Source organism: Streptomyces zaomyceticus (assembly GCF_014656215.1).
Classification (GTDB): Bacteria; Actinomycetota; Actinomycetes; order Streptomycetales; family Streptomycetaceae; genus Streptomyces; species Streptomyces zaomyceticus.
In genome coordinates, this window is sequence record NZ_BNBZ01000002.1 from 137,195 (window position 1) to 152,196 (window position 15,002).

A 15,002-nucleotide genomic window follows, 5' to 3' on the forward strand; every position below is an offset into this window, starting at 1 on the left:
CCGGGGAGGGCGCGTCCGGTGGAGCGATTCCCCGGCCGGGTCAGCCGGTGGCCGACCGGACGTCACCGGCGGGGAGCGCGGCGGCGCTCTCCCCGGTGGGCGGCGCCGAGCCGTCGGAACTCCCGGCGGAGGGAGGCGAGTCGTCGGGATCCCGCCCGGACGGCGCCGAGCCGTCGGGGTCGCCGGTGGATGCCGACGCGTTGTCGGGATCCTCGCGGGGGAGGGTGGCCTTGCGCAGTCCGGGGACCGCCAGCGCCACCACCACGGCGGCGACGGCGCACACGGCACCGTTCACCAGCGCCGCCCCCGCAGGGCTGAACCACCGCGCGACCAGGGCCACTTCGACATCGCCGACGACGTCGCCCGTGGTGCCCTGGGCGGTGATGACGCTGACGATCCGGCCCCTCAGCCGGTCCGGCGTGTTGTGCTGGACGAGGGCGTACTCGAGGATCTCGTACACCGCGCCGGCCGCGCCGCCCACGGCGAGCATGACGAAGGCGACGGTGACATCGCCGCTCAGGCCGAATCCGACGGTGGCCAGACCGCCCGTGAACGCGGCGCCCAGGAGCAGCCGTCCGGGACGGGCCGCGCGGGTGATCCAGCCGCTCGTCGCGGAGACGGCGATCGCACCCACGGCCGGAGCGGTGTAGAGCAGGCCCAGCATGACCTCGCCGCCGCCGAGTCGGGTGTAGACCAGTTCGGGGAAGAGTACGACCGGCAGGTTGAACAGCGCGGTCACACCGCCGAGGGCCACCAGGCCGCCGACGACGCGGTTGCGCACGGCGAACCGGAAGGCGGCCAGCGGCGATCCGGAGTCCTCGGTGCCGTCGGTCTCGTCCTCGTCGTCGTCCCGGAAGGGCGGCAGCGGCCTGAGCCGGAGCAGCAGCAGGGTGGTGATTCCGGTGGTGACCGCGGTGAAGGCGAAGACCGGTCCGGGGCCGGACAGGGCGAGCAGGATGCCGCCGATGAAGGGGGCGGTGACGGAGCCGATCTCGCCGGTGAGGGAGATCAGTGCGCCGGCGGCGGGCAGTTGGTCCGGACGGACCAGGGTCGGCGCGACCGCCATGAGCGCGGTGACGCTCACTCCGGTGGCCAGTCCGTCCCAGGCGACGCAGAGGTAGATCGCCCACAGGTGCGGTTCGGGCAGGAAGGCGTTGACGGCGAGACCCGCGAAGGCGAGGGCGGCGGAGGCGCGGGCCCAGAGGATCAGCGTCCGGCGGTCGGTCCGGTCGGCCATCCAGCCGCCCCACAGGGAACCGGCGAGGACCGTGACACTCATGATCATGCTGGAGACGGCGACGCCGAAGGTGGACCGGGTCAGTCCGTAGACCTGGGCCGAGAGGGCGACGGTGGCCATGCCGAGGCCGAACAGCGAGACCACCCGGGCGATGAAGATCGCCCGGAAGTCCCGGCTGGTCCGCAGCGGGCCGATGTCGATGAGGAGGTCAGCCGCGCGCACGGTTCGCTCCCCGCGGCGAGCAGAGGAGCTCGGCCCACTCGTCGAGGGTGGGGCGTTCCGCGAGGTCGACGAAGCCGATCTCCACGCCCTCCCCGCGCCAGGCCTCGACCAGGGTCATGAGGCGGATCGAGTCCAGTCCCTGGTCGAGCAGGCTCTCCGCCGGCGCGATCTCCTCGGCCTCGACGTAGAGCACGTCGGCGACGTCCTGGGTGAGCCGTTCGCGTGTGAACGCCTGCTGTCCGGTCGTGTCGGCCATCGTCGTGTCCTCTTCCCGTACGACATGCGAAGTAGTTCCAGTTAGGTAAGGCTTACCTAACTCTCTATGGTGTGGTGGAGTCAAGCCGGTCGGCGTGACCCCCCAGGTGGCCCGCCGCCCCCCCAAATCCCCGAGAGCGAGAAGTCGTTGACCACAGCCATGCCCCGCCCGGGCCTCCGCCGGGAGCCCGTCGCGGTGCTCCGCCCCGCCGGCACGGCCGATGCCGATGCCGTGCACCGGTTGTCCGGCCCCTTCGCGCGTGAGGGAGCCCTGCGCGAGCGCTCCGCCGCCCAGTACGCGCGTGACGCGGGGGACTTCGTGCTTGCCGAGACCGCCCGCGGGGAACTGGCGGGATGTGTGGCGCTGAGTCGTCGGCGGGACGCGTGCGGCGGGATGGCCGCCGTGCTCTACAACTTCTGTGTGGCGCCGGGCAATCAGGGGCGCGGTATCGGTTCCGCACTGCTGCGGGCCGCTCTCGCCGAGGCCGCGGCCCAGGGTGCGTCACAGGTGTTCACGGCGACCGCCGGCAGTGGACTGCTCTTCCTGCGTCACGGGTTCACGGCGGCCGACGAGTCGGCGGCGCCCGTGGAGTGGCGCGCCTCGCTGGATCCGGCGCGGGGCTCCCGGGTTCTGGTGCGCGCCCTGAGGTGAGCGTGTGAGGGCCGGGGCGGACGCGGTCCGCCCCGGCCCCGAGTGGTCCCCCGGGGTGTCGGCGATGCCGGTGGTGCCGGGGGAGTGGCGGCGGGGGTGCGGTGGGACCGCTATGCGCGGGCCGCGAGGCTCGCGGGGCGCATGTCGGTCCAGTGGGTCTCGACGTACTGTGCACAGCCCTCCCGGGAGTCCTCGCCGTGCACGACGGTCCAGCCGCTCGGGACCTCGGCGAACGCGGGCCAGAGCGAGTGCTGGTTCTCGGCGTTGACGAGCACGAGGTAGCGGGCGTCGTCGTCCTCGAAGGGGTTGGTCGCGGTCATGCTGGCTCTCCTTGCGGGGGGCTGTGCGTGCGGTGCGGAGAAGGCGCTCCGAGGGGATCCGCCGACTCGCGGGTCGGTGGCTCGGGAGCCCGGGCACCTCGTTGATTAGGTAAGGCTAGCCTAAGATCCTTGAGGGGTGAGCGACTGTCAAGAGCGCCCCCGGGGCGAGCCGCGGGGGCGCCGCACTCCCTGACATACGGTCAGGAGGACTGGTTCGGGCGCGGGTTGCCCTGCCCCGGACGGCCCTTGATCCATGCACCGGGCGTGCAGCCGAAGTGCCGCCGGAAGGCCATGATGTAGCCGTTGGTGCTGACGAAACCCACCCGGGCGGCGGCGGTGCCGACCTGGTGCCCCCGGTCCAGCAGATCCAGCGAACGGTTCAGGCGGACCCGGGTGCGCCACTCCGAGAAGGCGAGCCCCGTCTCGTTGCGGAAGGCGCGGCGCAGGCTGGTCGAGCTGGTGTAGAGGCTCTCCGCCCATTCCGTCGCTGTCCGTTGGTCCTCCGGGCTGCGCAGCAGCGCCCCGGCCACGGTCGCGGCGGTGGCGCTCGTCGGGCGCGGCAGCGGCAGTGCCGCGGACGGGATCCCGGTCAGGGCCGCGAAGGTGGACGCGTCGTCGGCCCCGGCCCCCGCGTCGCGCGTCCGGGCCAGCAGAAGCCTCCGCCGCGACTCGTCCACCCGGACCACCGTGGGCTCCGCGTAAGGGAGTTCGTGGACATCGGCGTCGAACGGTTCGGCCAGCACCAGGGAGTCGGGGTGGAAGCGCGCGCTGTGCGGCGTGCCCGCCGGGATCCAGAGTGCCGTGGACGGGGAGAGTTCGTGGTCGCTCCCCGGCGTGGAGACGGAGATCCGTCCCAGTGGCGCGTAGAGCAGCTGGTGGAAGTCGTGGACGTGGGTGGGATGTCCCCCCGCCGTGATGAAGTCCTCGTCCGCCGTCGTGCCGGCCGACGCGCGGGTTCGCCCGGTCTTCTCTCGCGTACTGCCCTGGGCCATGGCCCACCCCCTGGGACATGGGGACCGGGTCGACGTCCTGGTCCCTCGGTGTGATCGGTCGACCTCCGGGTTGGATCGCCGAAGGTTAGGTAAGGGTAACCTAACTGACCGCACGACCCGTGAGGAACAGGAACAACCCATGACAGAAACGTCCCCACCGGTGAGAGCCCCGCTGCCACCGGTACGGACCCGGCTCTCACGCGGCACGACCGTCGCGGTGCTCGCCACCGCCGCACTGGCCGCGACCCTGATCGCCGGAATCGCGCTCGGCGCCCGGGACATCTCCCCCCTGGAAGTCGTCCGCATCCTGCTCCACCCGGGAGGAGAGGCGTACAACTCGCACGTCCTGTGGACCGAACGCATCCCCCGGACCCTGCTCGGCATCGCCGTCGGCGCGGCGCTGGGCGCCTCGGGACTCATCATGCAGGCGCTCACCGCCAACCCGCTCGCCGATCCCGGCATCCTCGGAGTCGAACAAGGGGCCGCCATGTGCGTCGTGTTCGGCATCATGTTCCTCGGAGTCACCGGCGTACGGGGCTACTTCTGGCTCGCCCTCGTGGGATCCGCCCTCGCCGCGGCCCTCGTCTATCTCATCGGTACCCGCACCGACGCCGGCAGCTCCTCCGTCGGACTCGTGCTCGCCGGCGTCGCCCTCGCCGCCGTGATGTCCTCCCTCATCACCCTCCTCGTCGTCCGCGACAAGGAGGTCTACGCCCACCTGCGCTTCTGGTCGGTCGGCCAGCTCACCGGCCGCGCGGAGATCATGGGCGAGATCATGCCCTTCGTGATCTGCGGGCTGCTGCTCGCGCTGCCGCTCGGCCGCACGCTCAACATCCTCGGCCTCGGAGACGACACCGCCCGCGCCCTCGGCGTACGGGTCGAGCGGGCCCGCCTGGCGAGCGCCGGCGTCGCCGTCCTGCTCTGCGCCGCGGCCACCGCCGCCGTCGGCCCGGTCGCCTTCGTCGGACTGGTCGCCGCCCACTGCGCACGGCTCCTGACCGGGCCGGACCACCGCTGGTCCCTGCCGATCTCCATGGCCGTCGGCGCCGTCCTGCTCACGGCCTCCGACACCGCCGGGCGGCTGATCCTCGACCACGGGGAGATCCAGGTGGGACTCATGACCGCCGTCGTCGGCACCCCCTTCTTCGTCTGGCTGGCCCGCCGCCGCGACCTGGTGAAGATGTGATGACCGCGATCGACACCCGGCCCACGCGGCCGGACACACCGGCCACGCCCGCCGTCGTCGCGGACCTGCGCGCCGGCCGCCGCGCCCGCAACCGCCGCACCACCGTGGTCGCCTGCGTGCTCGCCGTCGCCCTGCTCGGGCTCACGGCCGCCTCCGTTCTCCTCGGCGGCATCGGACGGGTCGACCCCGCCGACGTCCTTCCCGCCGTGTTCGGCCTGCGCACCGGTCTCGCCGACTACATGATCTTCCAGTTGCGGATGCCGAGGGCGCTGGCCGCGCTCCTCGCCGGGGCCCTCTTCGGCCTGGCGGGCTCGCTCTACCAGCGGCTCATCCGCAACCCGCTCGCCACCCCCGACATCGTGGGGATCTCGGCGGGCGCCGGAGCGGGCGCCGCGACGGCGCTGCTCTACGCGCCCGCGGCCTTCACCCTCGGCGTACCGGTCGCCGCGGTCATCGGCTCGTTCGTCCTGGTCGCCGCCGTCCAACTGCTCAGTTGGCGGAACGGGGTCGACACGTACCGGCTGGTCCTGGTGGGCATCGGCCTGAGCGCCGTCTGCACCGCGTACACCAACTACCTGTTCACCGTGGCGGACCAGCAGAGCATCGCCATCGCCATGCGCTGGACCGTCGGCAGCACCAACGCGGCCGACTGGGACGGGGTCATCACCCTCGCACTCGGCCTCGGCGTCTGCCTGATCGCCGCCCTCCTCGTCGGCCGGTCCCTCGGCACCCTCGCCCTCGGCGACGGATTCGCCGCCGGACTCGGGACCCGGGTGACATCGGTCCGTGTCGGCGTCCTGCTGCTCGGTGCCGCCGCCGCGGCCCTCGCCACCAGCGTCGTCGGACCCATCGGCTTCGTCTCCCTCATCGGCGGACCCATCGCCGTACGGCTCGTGGGCATCGACCGCTCGACCGCCGTCGCCCCGGCCGTCGGCGCCGTCATCGTCATCGGCGCCGACGTCCTCGCGCAGCACGCACCCGTGATCAGTCCGGTGCCCACCGGGGTCCTGACCGCGCTGCTCGGCGCCCCCTACTTCGTCTGGCTGATCCTTCGACGCAGGCAGGGAGCCTCGTGACACCCACCGTGACACCCCCGACCCCGGGCCTGGAGCTCGTGACCCATCAGATCGAAGCCCGTGGCATCAGCGCCGGATACAGCGCCACCCCCGTCATCGAGAACCTCTCCGTACGGATCGAGGCCGGCCGCATCACCGCGCTCGTCGGACCGAACGCCTGCGGCAAGTCCACCCTCCTCAAGTCGATGGCGCGGCTGCTGCCCCTCGCCGCCGGGTCGGTCCTCCTCGAAGGCGCCGACATCCACCGTCTGCCCACCCGCGAGGTGGCCCGTCGGCTCGGCGTACTGCCGCAGTCCCCGATCGCCCCGGAGAGCATCACCGTCGGCGACCTGGTCTGGCGCGGACGCCACCCGCACCGGCAGTTCGGCCGCCGCCGCGACGCCCACGACGACACGGTCATCGCCGAGGCCCTTCGGGCCACCGGCACCGCCGAACTCGTCGACCGCCCCGTCGACCAGCTCTCCGGCGGACAGCGGCAGCGGGTCTGGATCGCCCTGGCCCTCGCCCAGGACACCCCGACCCTGCTGCTCGACGAGCCCACCACCTATCTGGACGTCGCGCACCAGATCGAGGTGATGGACCTTCTCGCGGAACTCAACGAACAGACGGGCAAGACCATCGTGCTCGTCTCCCACGACCTCAACCAGGCTGCCCTGTACGCCTCGACCATCGTCGCCCTGCGCGACGGAGCGGTCGTCCGGCAGGGCACACCCGAAGAGGTGCTCGACGAAGCGACCGTGGCCGAGGTCTTCGGCCTCCGGTGCGTCGTCGTCCCCCACCCCCTCACGGGCAGGCCGCAGATCTTCCCCCTCGGCCGCCGTCACCACTCGCAGGAGAACTGACCATGAACCGCCTCGCAAGACCCGCCGCACGACGCTCCGCCGTCCGCACCCTGATCGCCACCGCCGCGGCCGCCACCCTGCTCGTCGGCTGCGGCGCCGCCAAGGACGACAAGGCCGGCGCCGAGAAGCCGGCCGGCGGCGCCGCGCCCGCCGCCGAGAAGCCGGCCGGCGGCGCCGCGCCCGCCGCCGCCTTCCCGGTCACGCTCACCAACGCGTGGGGCAGGACCGAGGTGGAGAAGAAGCCGCTCAAGGTGGCCACCGTCTCCGACGGCGACACCTCCATCGCGCTCGCGCTCGGCCTCGTCCCCGTCATCACCCCGGACGCCGAGGACGGCGGCCCGATCCCGGAGTACAAGCAGCGCGCCCTCACCAAGCTCGGCGCCGGCAAGCTCAAGACCTACGACGACACCGACGGCACCGACTTCGAGGCCATCGCGGCCGAGGCCCCCGACATCATCCTCGGCATGAACACCTGGTCCATGGACACGGACTACGCCAAGCTCACGCCCATCGCCCCGGTCGTCACGTACACCGACAAGAAGCACGCCGACACCCTGACCTGGCAGGAGCGGCTGAAGAACGCCGCCAAGGCGCTGGGCATGACGGCGGAGGCCGACAAGGTGATCGCCGCGAACGACAAGGCCATCGCCGACGCGGCCACCGCGCACCCCGAGTTCAAGGGCAAGACGTACACCTACGCGGTCGTCCACCCCGAGCAGCTCACCTTCATGTCCTACGCCGACCAGGACCCGGGGGTCTTCGAGCAGCTCGGCCTGAGGAAGACCGCCAAGGCCACGAGCTACAACGCGGACAAGAACTCCGTCAGCCTGGAGAACCTCGACGAGCTGGAGGCCGACGTCCTGCTGATGACGTACCCCTTCGGCGACAACGGACTGCTCAGCGCCTCCGAGCTGGAGAGCAACAAGCTCTTCCGGTCCCTCACGGTCGTCAAGGGCGAGCACTACGCGGTGATCCCGGCGGAGAACACCCTCTCCTCCGCCGTCGCCTACCCCGACGCCCTCAGCTTCCCGTGGATCGTCGAGAAGCTGACCCCCATCCTCGCCAAGGCCGTCGCCGGCAAGTGATCCCCGCTCCGCGAGGGAGCGACATCGCCCCGCACCACCCGCGCGGGCCGGGCGGACCGGACGGCGTCACCACGCCGCCGGTCCGCCCGGCCGCGATTCCCGGACCATCGCAGTGCCAGAAGGAGCCCTCCCCATGCCCACCCGCAGCCCCCGCTCGGTCGTCACCTTCCCCATCGTGCTGAGGGAACTGACCGTCCTGCGCGCCGTGAACCTCACCCCCGGGATGCGGCGCGTCACCCTCGGAGGAGCCCAGCTCGACGCCTTCGAGAAGGACGGACTCGAACTCCCCGCCCTGCGCACGGAGGGCTTCGACGACCATGTGAAGTTCTTCTTCGCCGACGAGACCGGCCGGCTGGTCCTCCCCGGCCAGAACGTCAGCAGCCTCGACTGGCCCGCCGACGGCCGTCCCGTCGCCAAGGACTACACCCCGGTCCGCCACGACACCGAGGCCGGCGAGATCGACTTCGACTTCGTCCGCCACGAGGGCGGTGTCGCCTCCACCTGGGCCGAGCGGGCCGAACCGGGCGACAGCGCGTGGATCGCCGGACCGAAGATGTCGCACAGCCACCCCGAGGGCGCCGACTGGCTCCTCGTCGTCGGCGACGAGACCGCCCTGCCCGCCATCGCCCGGTGGCTGGCCGAGATGCCCGAGGGCACCAGGGCCCGCGTCTACGTCGAGATCGGGGACGACAGCCACCGCCAGGAGCTGCCCACCCGCGCGGACGCCGACATCGTCTGGCTGTCCCGCAAGGGCGCGCCGGCCGGCACCACGGACCTCCTCGAACAGGCGGTCCGCACCGCCGAGTGGCTGCCGGGCACCGTCTTCGCCTGGGTCGCGGGAGAGGCCCTCACCCTCAAGGGCATCCGCCGACACCTCGTGACGGAGCGTCAAGTGCACCGTGAGCAGACCCACATCACCGGATACTGGCGCCGGACGGAACCGGCGCCGGTCGCCCCGGCGGACGGGACCGTCGCGACGGCCGCCGAGGCAGAGGAGGACGGCGACGCGCACGAGCGGCTGCACGAGCTGACGGACCTCGCACCCGGCTACGCCATCCGGACGGCCGTCACCCTCGGCCTGTTCGACCTCGTCGACGGCGGAGTCCGCGAGGCGGGCGAGCTGGCCCGCCGGGCCCGGGCCCACCCGCCCACCCTCAAGGCGCTGCTCGACTACCTCGTCTCGATCGACCTGCTCGCGGCGGGGGAGGACGGCTACCGTCTCACCCCGATCAGCGAGGAGCTCGTCGAGGACGACCACTCCGCCGACGAGTACCACCTGGAGGGCGCCCAGGCGGCGTTCGACGCCTCGCTCTCGGGGCTGCTCCACACCGTCCGCACCGGCGAGGCGGGATACCGCACCCTCGCCGGCCGGACCATGACCGCCGCGATGGAGGACGAGCCGAGGCTCGCCGCCACCGCGCGCACCGCCGTCGAGGAGGAGGCCCGGTGGATCGCCCCCGGTGTGCTCCGGGCCCACGACTGGTCGGCCGTCACCGAGCTGACCGCGACCGGCCACGGCTCGGCGACCGTCGTCAACGCGCTGGTGAAGGAGTTCCCCGCGCTGCGCGCCCGGATCGCGGCCATGCCGTCGGCCCTGCGTGTGCTGCGTGACCGGATCCTCGACAGCGATGTCCTGCCGCGGGTCGAGCTGGTCGCCCGGTCCGCGGCCGCTCCGGGCGGTACGGACACGCTGCTGATGTCCCGTCAACTGGAATGGCTCGCCGACGAGGACGCCGTCCACGTCCTCTCCGAGGCCGCGGAGTCGCTGACGCCGGGGGGCACGCTGATCCTGGTGGAGATGGTCACGGCGGCCGACGCCGACGACGTCGACGCCGTCCTGCACCACCTGCGCCTGAAGTGCGCCTTCGGCTCGGGGGTACGGGGAGCCGACGAGGTGTCCGCGCTCGCGGAGCGGGCGGGCCTGGCCGTGAGGTCCCGCAAGGACATCGGCTGGGACCATCGCCTCTGGGTCCTCGTCCGCCCGGGTTCCTCCGAGGCCTGACACACCGCCGAAGCGCCGACGCCCGCACCCACCAGGGTGCGGGAGCCGGCGCTTCGGCGGGATGGTGCTCAGTCCAGGTCGACGAGGACACCCGCGGCGCGGAAGTGGTCCCGCGCGGGGATCTCCCGGCCCTCCTCGGTGCGGACGAGGGTGGGGACGAGTCCGTGGTTGCCGCCCGTGTGGGCGTCGGCTCCGGTGACGATGACGACTCCCTCGTCCTCGGAGTGGAGCACGAGGCCGGGAGTGCCGGCGTAGGGGCGCCTCGTCACCGTGGCGGCGAGGATCTCGATCCTGCGCCCCTCGTGGTGGGTGTAGGCGTGCGGGCGGCGCGGTCGCCTGGCGGCGACGAGCCGCGCGATCTCCTCGGCGGGGCGGGTCCAGTCGACCCGGCCGTCCTCGAAGGAGTCAGCCTGGGCGGGGAGTTCGGGCTCCGGGCGCGCGATCCGCGTCCCGCCGCCACGGCGTTCGTGCACCACGCCGGCCGGTGCCGGTTCGAGGTGGCTGTGCACCCGGCGGAGCAGGGAGGCCAGTTGCTCGCGCTCCCCGGCGTCGAGCGGGGCCAGGATCTCGTCGTCCGTCGAGGCGATCTCCGCGCTCAGGTCGGCGAGGTACGTCCTGCCTTCCGGGGTGAGCCGGACGACGACGCGTCGGCGGTCCGTCGCGTCGCGGACGCAGTCCACCTGGCCGATGCGGGCGAGATCGTTGACGATCTTCACCAGGTCGCTCGCGTTCATGTCGAGCCGGGACGCGAGAGCGGTCTTCATCTGCGGGCCGAGGTCGGCCAGCAGGGTCATCACGGTCAGGTGCCAGAGGCGTAACCCGCGGGCCTCCAGCTTGTCCGTGAGCCGCCGGCGGGCCACCTTGCCGAGCGCGTACATGAGGTACGCGTTGAGGTTCAGCACACTGGGGGGCGTCATGCTCATGGAGCGGGCGCCGGTGACGGGGGCGGGAGGCGCCTCGCGGGCCGCCGTGGAGCCGGTCGCCTCGGCGACGGCGCGCAGCACGGCCTGGTCCGCGCCGACGGCCGGGTCGAACGTCAGGTCCGTGTTCGCGAGGGACCTGAAGACCTTCGCCCAGTCGGTCGGCGTGTTCGCTATGCCGACGATGGCGAAGGTCGCGCCCGACGGGTCGTGCGCGACACCGTTGACGACCGGTTGCTCCATCGCTGTTCCTCGCTGTCCCCTGGGCTCGGTGGCATCAACTGCCTTGCCCTGCAGTTAGGTTGGGTTAACCTACCCAACACTCACGGAGGGGCCGCCACGCGTGCGCGTTCGGCGGCCCCGGTCGACGTGTGCTGTCTCCGGCCCGTCAGGGGCGGCCGGTGAGGTAGCCGCCCATGGAGGTGAAGTACTCGGTCGCGGGCAGCTCGCGGCCGTCCTCCGTACGGACCCGGGTGATGGCCAGGCCGTGGTTGCGGCCGGTGCGCGCGTCGGCCCCGGCGACGATGACGACGCCCTCGCCCTCGCGGTAGAAGATCCGGCCGGGCGTGCCGCCGTACCGGCCCTCGGAGACCACGGCGGAGAGGACTTCGAGTCGCTTGCCCCGGTGGAAGGTGAAGGCGCTCGGGTACGGCGCGGACTGGGCGCGCACCAGGCGCTCCAGGACGTCGGCGGGCCAGTTCCAGTCGATCCGGATGTCCTCCTCGGCCCGCTTGTGGAAGAAGCTGGCCCGGGAGCGGTCCTGCCGGGTGAACTCGGCCGTGCCGGAGGCGATCCGGTCGAGGGCGTCGATGGTCACCGGGGCGATGAGGTCGACCGTCTTGTGGAAGAGGTCGGTCGTCGTGTCGGTGGGGCCGACGGGGACGGCGTGCTGCTGGACGATGTCGCCGGCGTCGAGCACCTCGTCCATCATGTGGGCGGTGACGCCGACTTCGGACTCGCCGTTGACGAGGGCCCAGATCAGGGGCGAGAACCCGGCGTACTTGGGCAGCAGCGAGTCATGGATGTTCAGCGTCCCGTGGCGCGGCAGGTTGTAGATGTGCGGCGGGATCCACGTACGCCAGTTGTTGGCGACGATGATGTCCGGGTCGGCCTCCTTGAGGCGCGCGAACAGCTCCTCGTCGTCGGGCCTGTTGCGGATGACGACGGGGACGCCGTGCTCCTCCGCCAGGTCGGCGACCGAGTCGCTCCAGATCTTCTCGTAGGCGTGCTCGCTCTTGGGGTGCGTCACGACGAGTACGACGTCGTGTTCGGAGTCCAGGAGCGCTTGGAGGGTGCGATGGCCCCAGGTCTGATAGCCGAACATGACGACCCGCATCGGGTTCCTCCTCGGAAGAGCGATTGACCGTCAGCAAGTAAAGCAAGGCTTACCTAACAGTGCAACTGGCTTGATTTATGCGCTTGTTCGGGCCGCACTTCTTCGGCATGTCCGCTTTGCCCCGTCGACAGCATCGTCAGATCAGGTTAGCTTTACCTAAGTTCTGCTCGGCTGCCGGCACCACCGGTGTGCCCGATGCCCCCTTCCCCCTCAGCCTCTTTCCCGCACGATGGGAGTGACATGTCGCAGGTTCCTCCTGGTGACGCACCTCTGGTCCACGACCTCATAGGCATCGGCTTCGGGCCGTCCAATGTGGCCATGGCGATAGCGCTCAGCGAGCACAACGCACGCGTCGGAAGGCAGGAAGCGGTCACCGCCCACTTCTTCGAGCGTCAGCCGCGTTTCGGCTGGCACCGCGGCATGCTGATCGACGACGCGACCATGCAGGTGTCCTTCCTCAAGGACCTGGTGACGCTCCGCAACCCGACCAGCGAATACAGCTTCCTCTGCTACCTGCAGAGCAAGGGCCGGCTGATCGACTTCGTCAATCACAAGAACCTCTTCCCGCTGCGCGTCGAGTTCCACGACTACTTCGAGTGGGCCGCGTCCAAGGTCGACGACATGGTCTCGTACGGCCACGAGATCATCTCCGTGGAGCCCGTCGAGCGCGACGGCGTCGTGGAGTACCTCGACGTGACGGCCCGCTCCGGAGACGAGCTGGTCGTCCACCGCGCCCGAAACCTCGTCCTCGGTACGGGACTTCGCCCGAAGATGCCCGAGGGCGTCGAGCGGAGCGACCGCGTCTGGCACAACTCCGACCTGCTCGCCAAGGTCGAGGGCCTGGAGGGGACGAACCCCGAGCGGATCGTCGTCGTGGGCGCCGGACAAAGCGCCGCCGAGAACGTCGCCTATCTGCACCGGCGCTTCCCCGAGGCCGAGATCTGCGCCGTCTTCTCGCGCTACGGATACAGCCCCGCCGACGACAGCGCCTTCGCCAACCGGATCTTCGACCCCGAGGCCGTCGACGAGTACTTCACGGCTCCCGACGACATCAAGCGCAAGCTGATGGACTATCACGGGAACACCAACTACTCCGTGGTGGACATCGACCTCATCGACGACCTGTACCGGCAGGCATACCAGGAGAAGGTCCTCGGCACCGAGCGGCTGCGCTTCATCAACATCTCCCGGCTCACCGGCGTGGAGGACGGCCCGGACAAGGTCCGTGCCTTCGTGACCTCCCTCGTCACCGGCGAGGAGTCCGTCCTCGAAGCCGACGTCGTCGTCTACGCCACGGGCTACACCCCCGCCGAACCCCTCGGCCTCCTCGGTCCGGTCGGCGACCGCTGCCACCGCGACGAGCGGGGCCGGGTCCGGGTCGAGCGGGACTACCGCCTCGCCACCGACCCCGAACTCCGGTGCGGGATCTACCTCCAGGGCGGCACCGAGCACACCCACGGCATCACGTCCTCGCTGCTCTCCAACACCGCGATCAGGGTCGGTGAGATCCTCGCCTCGGTCCTCGACCGGGCCGGGGAGACCGGCGCCGGCGCCGCGTCCGAAGAGGTCGCCGACAGCACCGCCGCCGCCCCCGTCGAAAGCGCCGCCCTGGTCGACGGCGTCGGCACGCCCCGCTAGCGTCACCCCCCCCGTCCCACCCCCCACGCAAGAAAAGCCACTTCCCGCCCGGCGGCACCGTCCGCTCCCGGCGGGCAGGGCAGCACCGTGCATCCCCCGAAAGGAACGTCCGTGTCCGCTGGTACACGTCCCGCTCTGGCGCGGTTCGCCAGATCCGCTCCCCGTGTGGCCGTCCTCGCGGTGGCGGCCCTCGCTCTCGCCGCCTGCGGCGGAGGGACCGAGAAGTCCGAGTCGCCGTCCGCCACCACCTCCTCGGCCGCGTCCGACGGCGGTTCCAAGCCCGCCGCGTTCCCCGTCACGGTCGAGCACAAGTACGGCTCCACGACGATCGACAAGGAGCCGAAGACGATCGTCACCCTCGGCCTCTCCGACCAGGACGCGGTGCTCGCGCTCGGCGTCAAGCCGGCCGGCGCGGTCGACTGGTTCAAGGAGACGCCGTACGGGAAGTGGCCCTGGACCAAGGACAAGTGGGGCTCGGACAAGCCGCAGATCGTCGGCGAGCGCGACGAGTACAACATCGAGAAGATCGCGGCGCTCAAGCCGGATCTGGTCATCGCCCAGTACTCGGGGATGAAGAAGGAGCAGTACGACACGCTCTCCAAGTTCACCAAGGTCGTCGCCCAGCCCAAGGACCACCCGGACTACGGCGCCCCCTGGCAGACGATGACCCAGCAGATCGGCAAGGCGCTCGGCAAGGACGCCGAGGCCACCAAGCTGATCGCGGACATCGACGCCCGGTTCAAGGCCGCCCGCGACAAGCACCCCGAGTGGGCCACCAAGACCCTCGCGGTCGCCGACAGCTTCGAGGCAGGCAAGTACTCGGCGTTCACGAAGACCGACCCCAAGTCGATCTTCTTCCAGGAGCTCGGCTTCAAGCTCAAGCCGGAGATCGACACCCTGGCCAAGCCGGGCTTCAACGTCGCCGAACTCAGCGCCGAGAAGCTCAACGTCCTCGACGTCGACCGGCTCGTCTGGGTGACCTCCAGCACCGAGGCCAACGACCGCATCAAGGCCGAGCCGCTCTACAAGAAGCTCAAGGTCAACCAGGAGAAGCGCGACCTGTTCGTGCCGTACCAGAACCCGGACATCGGCGCCGCGTTCTCCTTCAACACCGTTCTGTCGATCCCGTACGCCATCGACGAGATCGAGCCGCTTCTCGCGGCTGTCAAGTGACGCCCACCAGCTGACGCGCCACCAGCCAGGAGCTGGCCCGACCGACGGCGTGGCGGAACCTCTCGC

14 protein-coding genes are annotated in these 15,002 nt (G+C 71.2%); 8 read left to right on the top strand and 6 right to left on the bottom strand.

Annotation, left to right across the window (positions count from 1 at the left end; translation table 11 throughout):
- Nucleotides 1–40: 40 nt before the first annotated feature.
- Nucleotides 41–1,459 (bottom strand): enterobactin transporter EntS, encoded by a 1,419-nt coding sequence (gene entS, locus IE311_RS03540; protein ID WP_189830037.1) that lies wholly within the window; start codon nucleotides 1,457–1,459, stop codon nucleotides 41–43.
- On the bottom strand, nucleotides 1,446–1,715 hold the full coding sequence (locus tag IE311_RS03545; protein ID WP_189830038.1) for a phosphopantetheine-binding protein: 270 nt from the start codon (nucleotides 1,713–1,715) through the stop codon (nucleotides 1,446–1,448). The genes entS and IE311_RS03545 overlap by 14 nt, the downstream gene beginning before the upstream one ends.
- Before the next feature lie 147 nt (nucleotides 1,716–1,862).
- Between IE311_RS03545 and IE311_RS03550 the strand changes: the two genes are divergently transcribed.
- The gene (locus tag IE311_RS03550; RefSeq protein WP_229901692.1) at nucleotides 1,863–2,366 is read left to right on the top strand and encodes a GNAT family N-acetyltransferase; all 504 of its coding nucleotides are present in this window, start codon (nucleotides 1,863–1,865) and stop codon (nucleotides 2,364–2,366) included.
- A gap of 110 nt (nucleotides 2,367–2,476) precedes the next feature.
- Here the strand turns inward: IE311_RS03550 and IE311_RS03555 are convergent, their stop codons facing one another.
- Nucleotides 2,477–2,686 (bottom strand): MbtH family protein, encoded by a 210-nt coding sequence (locus IE311_RS03555; RefSeq protein WP_189830039.1) that lies wholly within the window; start codon nucleotides 2,684–2,686, stop codon nucleotides 2,477–2,479.
- 200 nt (nucleotides 2,687–2,886) lie between these two features.
- A complete protein-coding gene (locus IE311_RS03560) occupies nucleotides 2,887–3,678 on the bottom strand; it encodes a helix-turn-helix transcriptional regulator (protein WP_189830040.1) in 792 nt (263 codons plus the stop codon).
- Nucleotides 3,679–3,817: 139 nt separating this feature from the next.
- Between IE311_RS03560 and IE311_RS03565 the strand changes: the two genes are divergently transcribed.
- The 5 genes from IE311_RS03565 (at nucleotide 3,818) to IE311_RS03585 (ending at nucleotide 9,869) form a co-directional block, all read left to right on the top strand.
- Nucleotides 3,818–4,864, top strand: a complete 1,047-nt coding sequence (locus tag IE311_RS03565) for a FecCD family ABC transporter permease (protein ID WP_189830041.1) — start codon at nucleotides 3,818–3,820, stop codon at nucleotides 4,862–4,864.
- Complete coding sequence (locus tag IE311_RS03570; RefSeq protein WP_189830042.1) at nucleotides 4,864–5,940, top strand: FecCD family ABC transporter permease; 1,077 nt, start codon at nucleotides 4,864–4,866, stop codon at nucleotides 5,938–5,940. Before IE311_RS03565 ends, IE311_RS03570 begins: the two co-directional genes overlap by 1 nt.
- A 38-nt stretch (nucleotides 5,941–5,978) precedes the next feature.
- Nucleotides 5,979–6,782, top strand: a complete 804-nt coding sequence (locus IE311_RS03575; protein ID WP_189830321.1) for an ABC transporter ATP-binding protein — start codon at nucleotides 5,979–5,981, stop codon at nucleotides 6,780–6,782.
- Nucleotides 6,783–6,784: 2 nt separating this feature from the next.
- On the top strand, nucleotides 6,785–7,867 hold the full coding sequence (locus IE311_RS03580; protein ID WP_229901693.1) for an ABC transporter substrate-binding protein: 1,083 nt from the start codon (nucleotides 6,785–6,787) through the stop codon (nucleotides 7,865–7,867).
- A 133-nt stretch (nucleotides 7,868–8,000) separates the two neighbouring features.
- Complete coding sequence (locus tag IE311_RS03585; protein WP_189830043.1) at nucleotides 8,001–9,869, top strand: SIP domain-containing protein; 1,869 nt, start codon at nucleotides 8,001–8,003, stop codon at nucleotides 9,867–9,869.
- Nucleotides 9,870–9,937: 68 nt separating this feature from the next.
- Here the strand turns inward: IE311_RS03585 and IE311_RS03590 are convergent, their stop codons facing one another.
- Nucleotides 9,938–11,032 carry a winged helix DNA-binding protein gene (locus IE311_RS03590; RefSeq protein ID WP_189830044.1) on the bottom strand — a complete coding sequence of 365 codons (1,095 nt, stop codon included), beginning with the start codon at nucleotides 11,030–11,032 and terminating at the stop codon, nucleotides 9,938–9,940.
- Nucleotides 11,033–11,177: 145 nt separating this feature from the next.
- Nucleotides 11,178–12,125: a methionyl-tRNA formyltransferase gene (locus IE311_RS03595; RefSeq protein WP_189830045.1), complete on the bottom strand. Its 948-nt coding sequence runs from the start codon at nucleotides 12,123–12,125 to the stop codon at nucleotides 11,178–11,180.
- Nucleotides 12,126–12,365: 240 nt separating this feature from the next.
- Here IE311_RS03595 and IE311_RS03600 point away from each other — a divergent pair, with 240 nt between their 5' ends.
- Both IE311_RS03600 and IE311_RS03605 read left to right on the top strand, forming a co-directional pair.
- Nucleotides 12,366–13,763 (top strand): lysine N(6)-hydroxylase/L-ornithine N(5)-oxygenase family protein, encoded by a 1,398-nt coding sequence (locus tag IE311_RS03600; protein WP_189830046.1) that lies wholly within the window; start codon nucleotides 12,366–12,368, stop codon nucleotides 13,761–13,763.
- A gap of 111 nt (nucleotides 13,764–13,874) precedes the next feature.
- A complete protein-coding gene (locus IE311_RS03605) occupies nucleotides 13,875–14,936 on the top strand; it encodes an iron-siderophore ABC transporter substrate-binding protein (RefSeq protein WP_229901694.1) in 1,062 nt (353 codons plus the stop codon).
- The last annotated feature ends 66 nt before the right edge of the window (nucleotides 14,937–15,002 follow it).

What these genes read in the sequence shown, in the direction of transcription:
- IE311_RS03545 (WP_189830038.1), bottom strand. Translation starts at nt 1,715, where the DNA reads ATGGCCGACACGACCGGACAGCAGGCGTTCACACGCGAACGGCTCACC.
- IE311_RS03555 (WP_189830039.1), bottom strand. Translation starts at nt 2,686, where the DNA reads ATGACCGCGACCAACCCCTTCGAGGACGACGACGCCCGCTACCTCGTG.
- IE311_RS03560 (WP_189830040.1), bottom strand. Translation starts at nt 3,678, where the DNA reads ATGGCCCAGGGCAGTACGCGAGAGAAGACCGGGCGAACCCGCGCGTCG.
- IE311_RS03565 (WP_189830041.1), top strand. Translation starts at nt 3,818, where the DNA reads ATGACAGAAACGTCCCCACCGGTGAGAGCCCCGCTGCCACCGGTACGG.
- IE311_RS03570 (WP_189830042.1), top strand. Translation starts at nt 4,864, where the DNA reads ATGACCGCGATCGACACCCGGCCCACGCGGCCGGACACACCGGCCACG.
- IE311_RS03580 (WP_229901693.1), top strand. Translation starts at nt 6,785, where the DNA reads ATGAACCGCCTCGCAAGACCCGCCGCACGACGCTCCGCCGTCCGCACC.
- IE311_RS03585 (WP_189830043.1), top strand. Translation starts at nt 8,001, where the DNA reads ATGCCCACCCGCAGCCCCCGCTCGGTCGTCACCTTCCCCATCGTGCTG.
- IE311_RS03590 (WP_189830044.1), bottom strand. Translation starts at nt 11,032, where the DNA reads ATGGAGCAACCGGTCGTCAACGGTGTCGCGCACGACCCGTCGGGCGCG.
- IE311_RS03595 (WP_189830045.1), bottom strand. Translation starts at nt 12,125, where the DNA reads ATGCGGGTCGTCATGTTCGGCTATCAGACCTGGGGCCATCGCACCCTC.
- IE311_RS03600 (WP_189830046.1), top strand. Translation starts at nt 12,366, where the DNA reads ATGTCGCAGGTTCCTCCTGGTGACGCACCTCTGGTCCACGACCTCATA.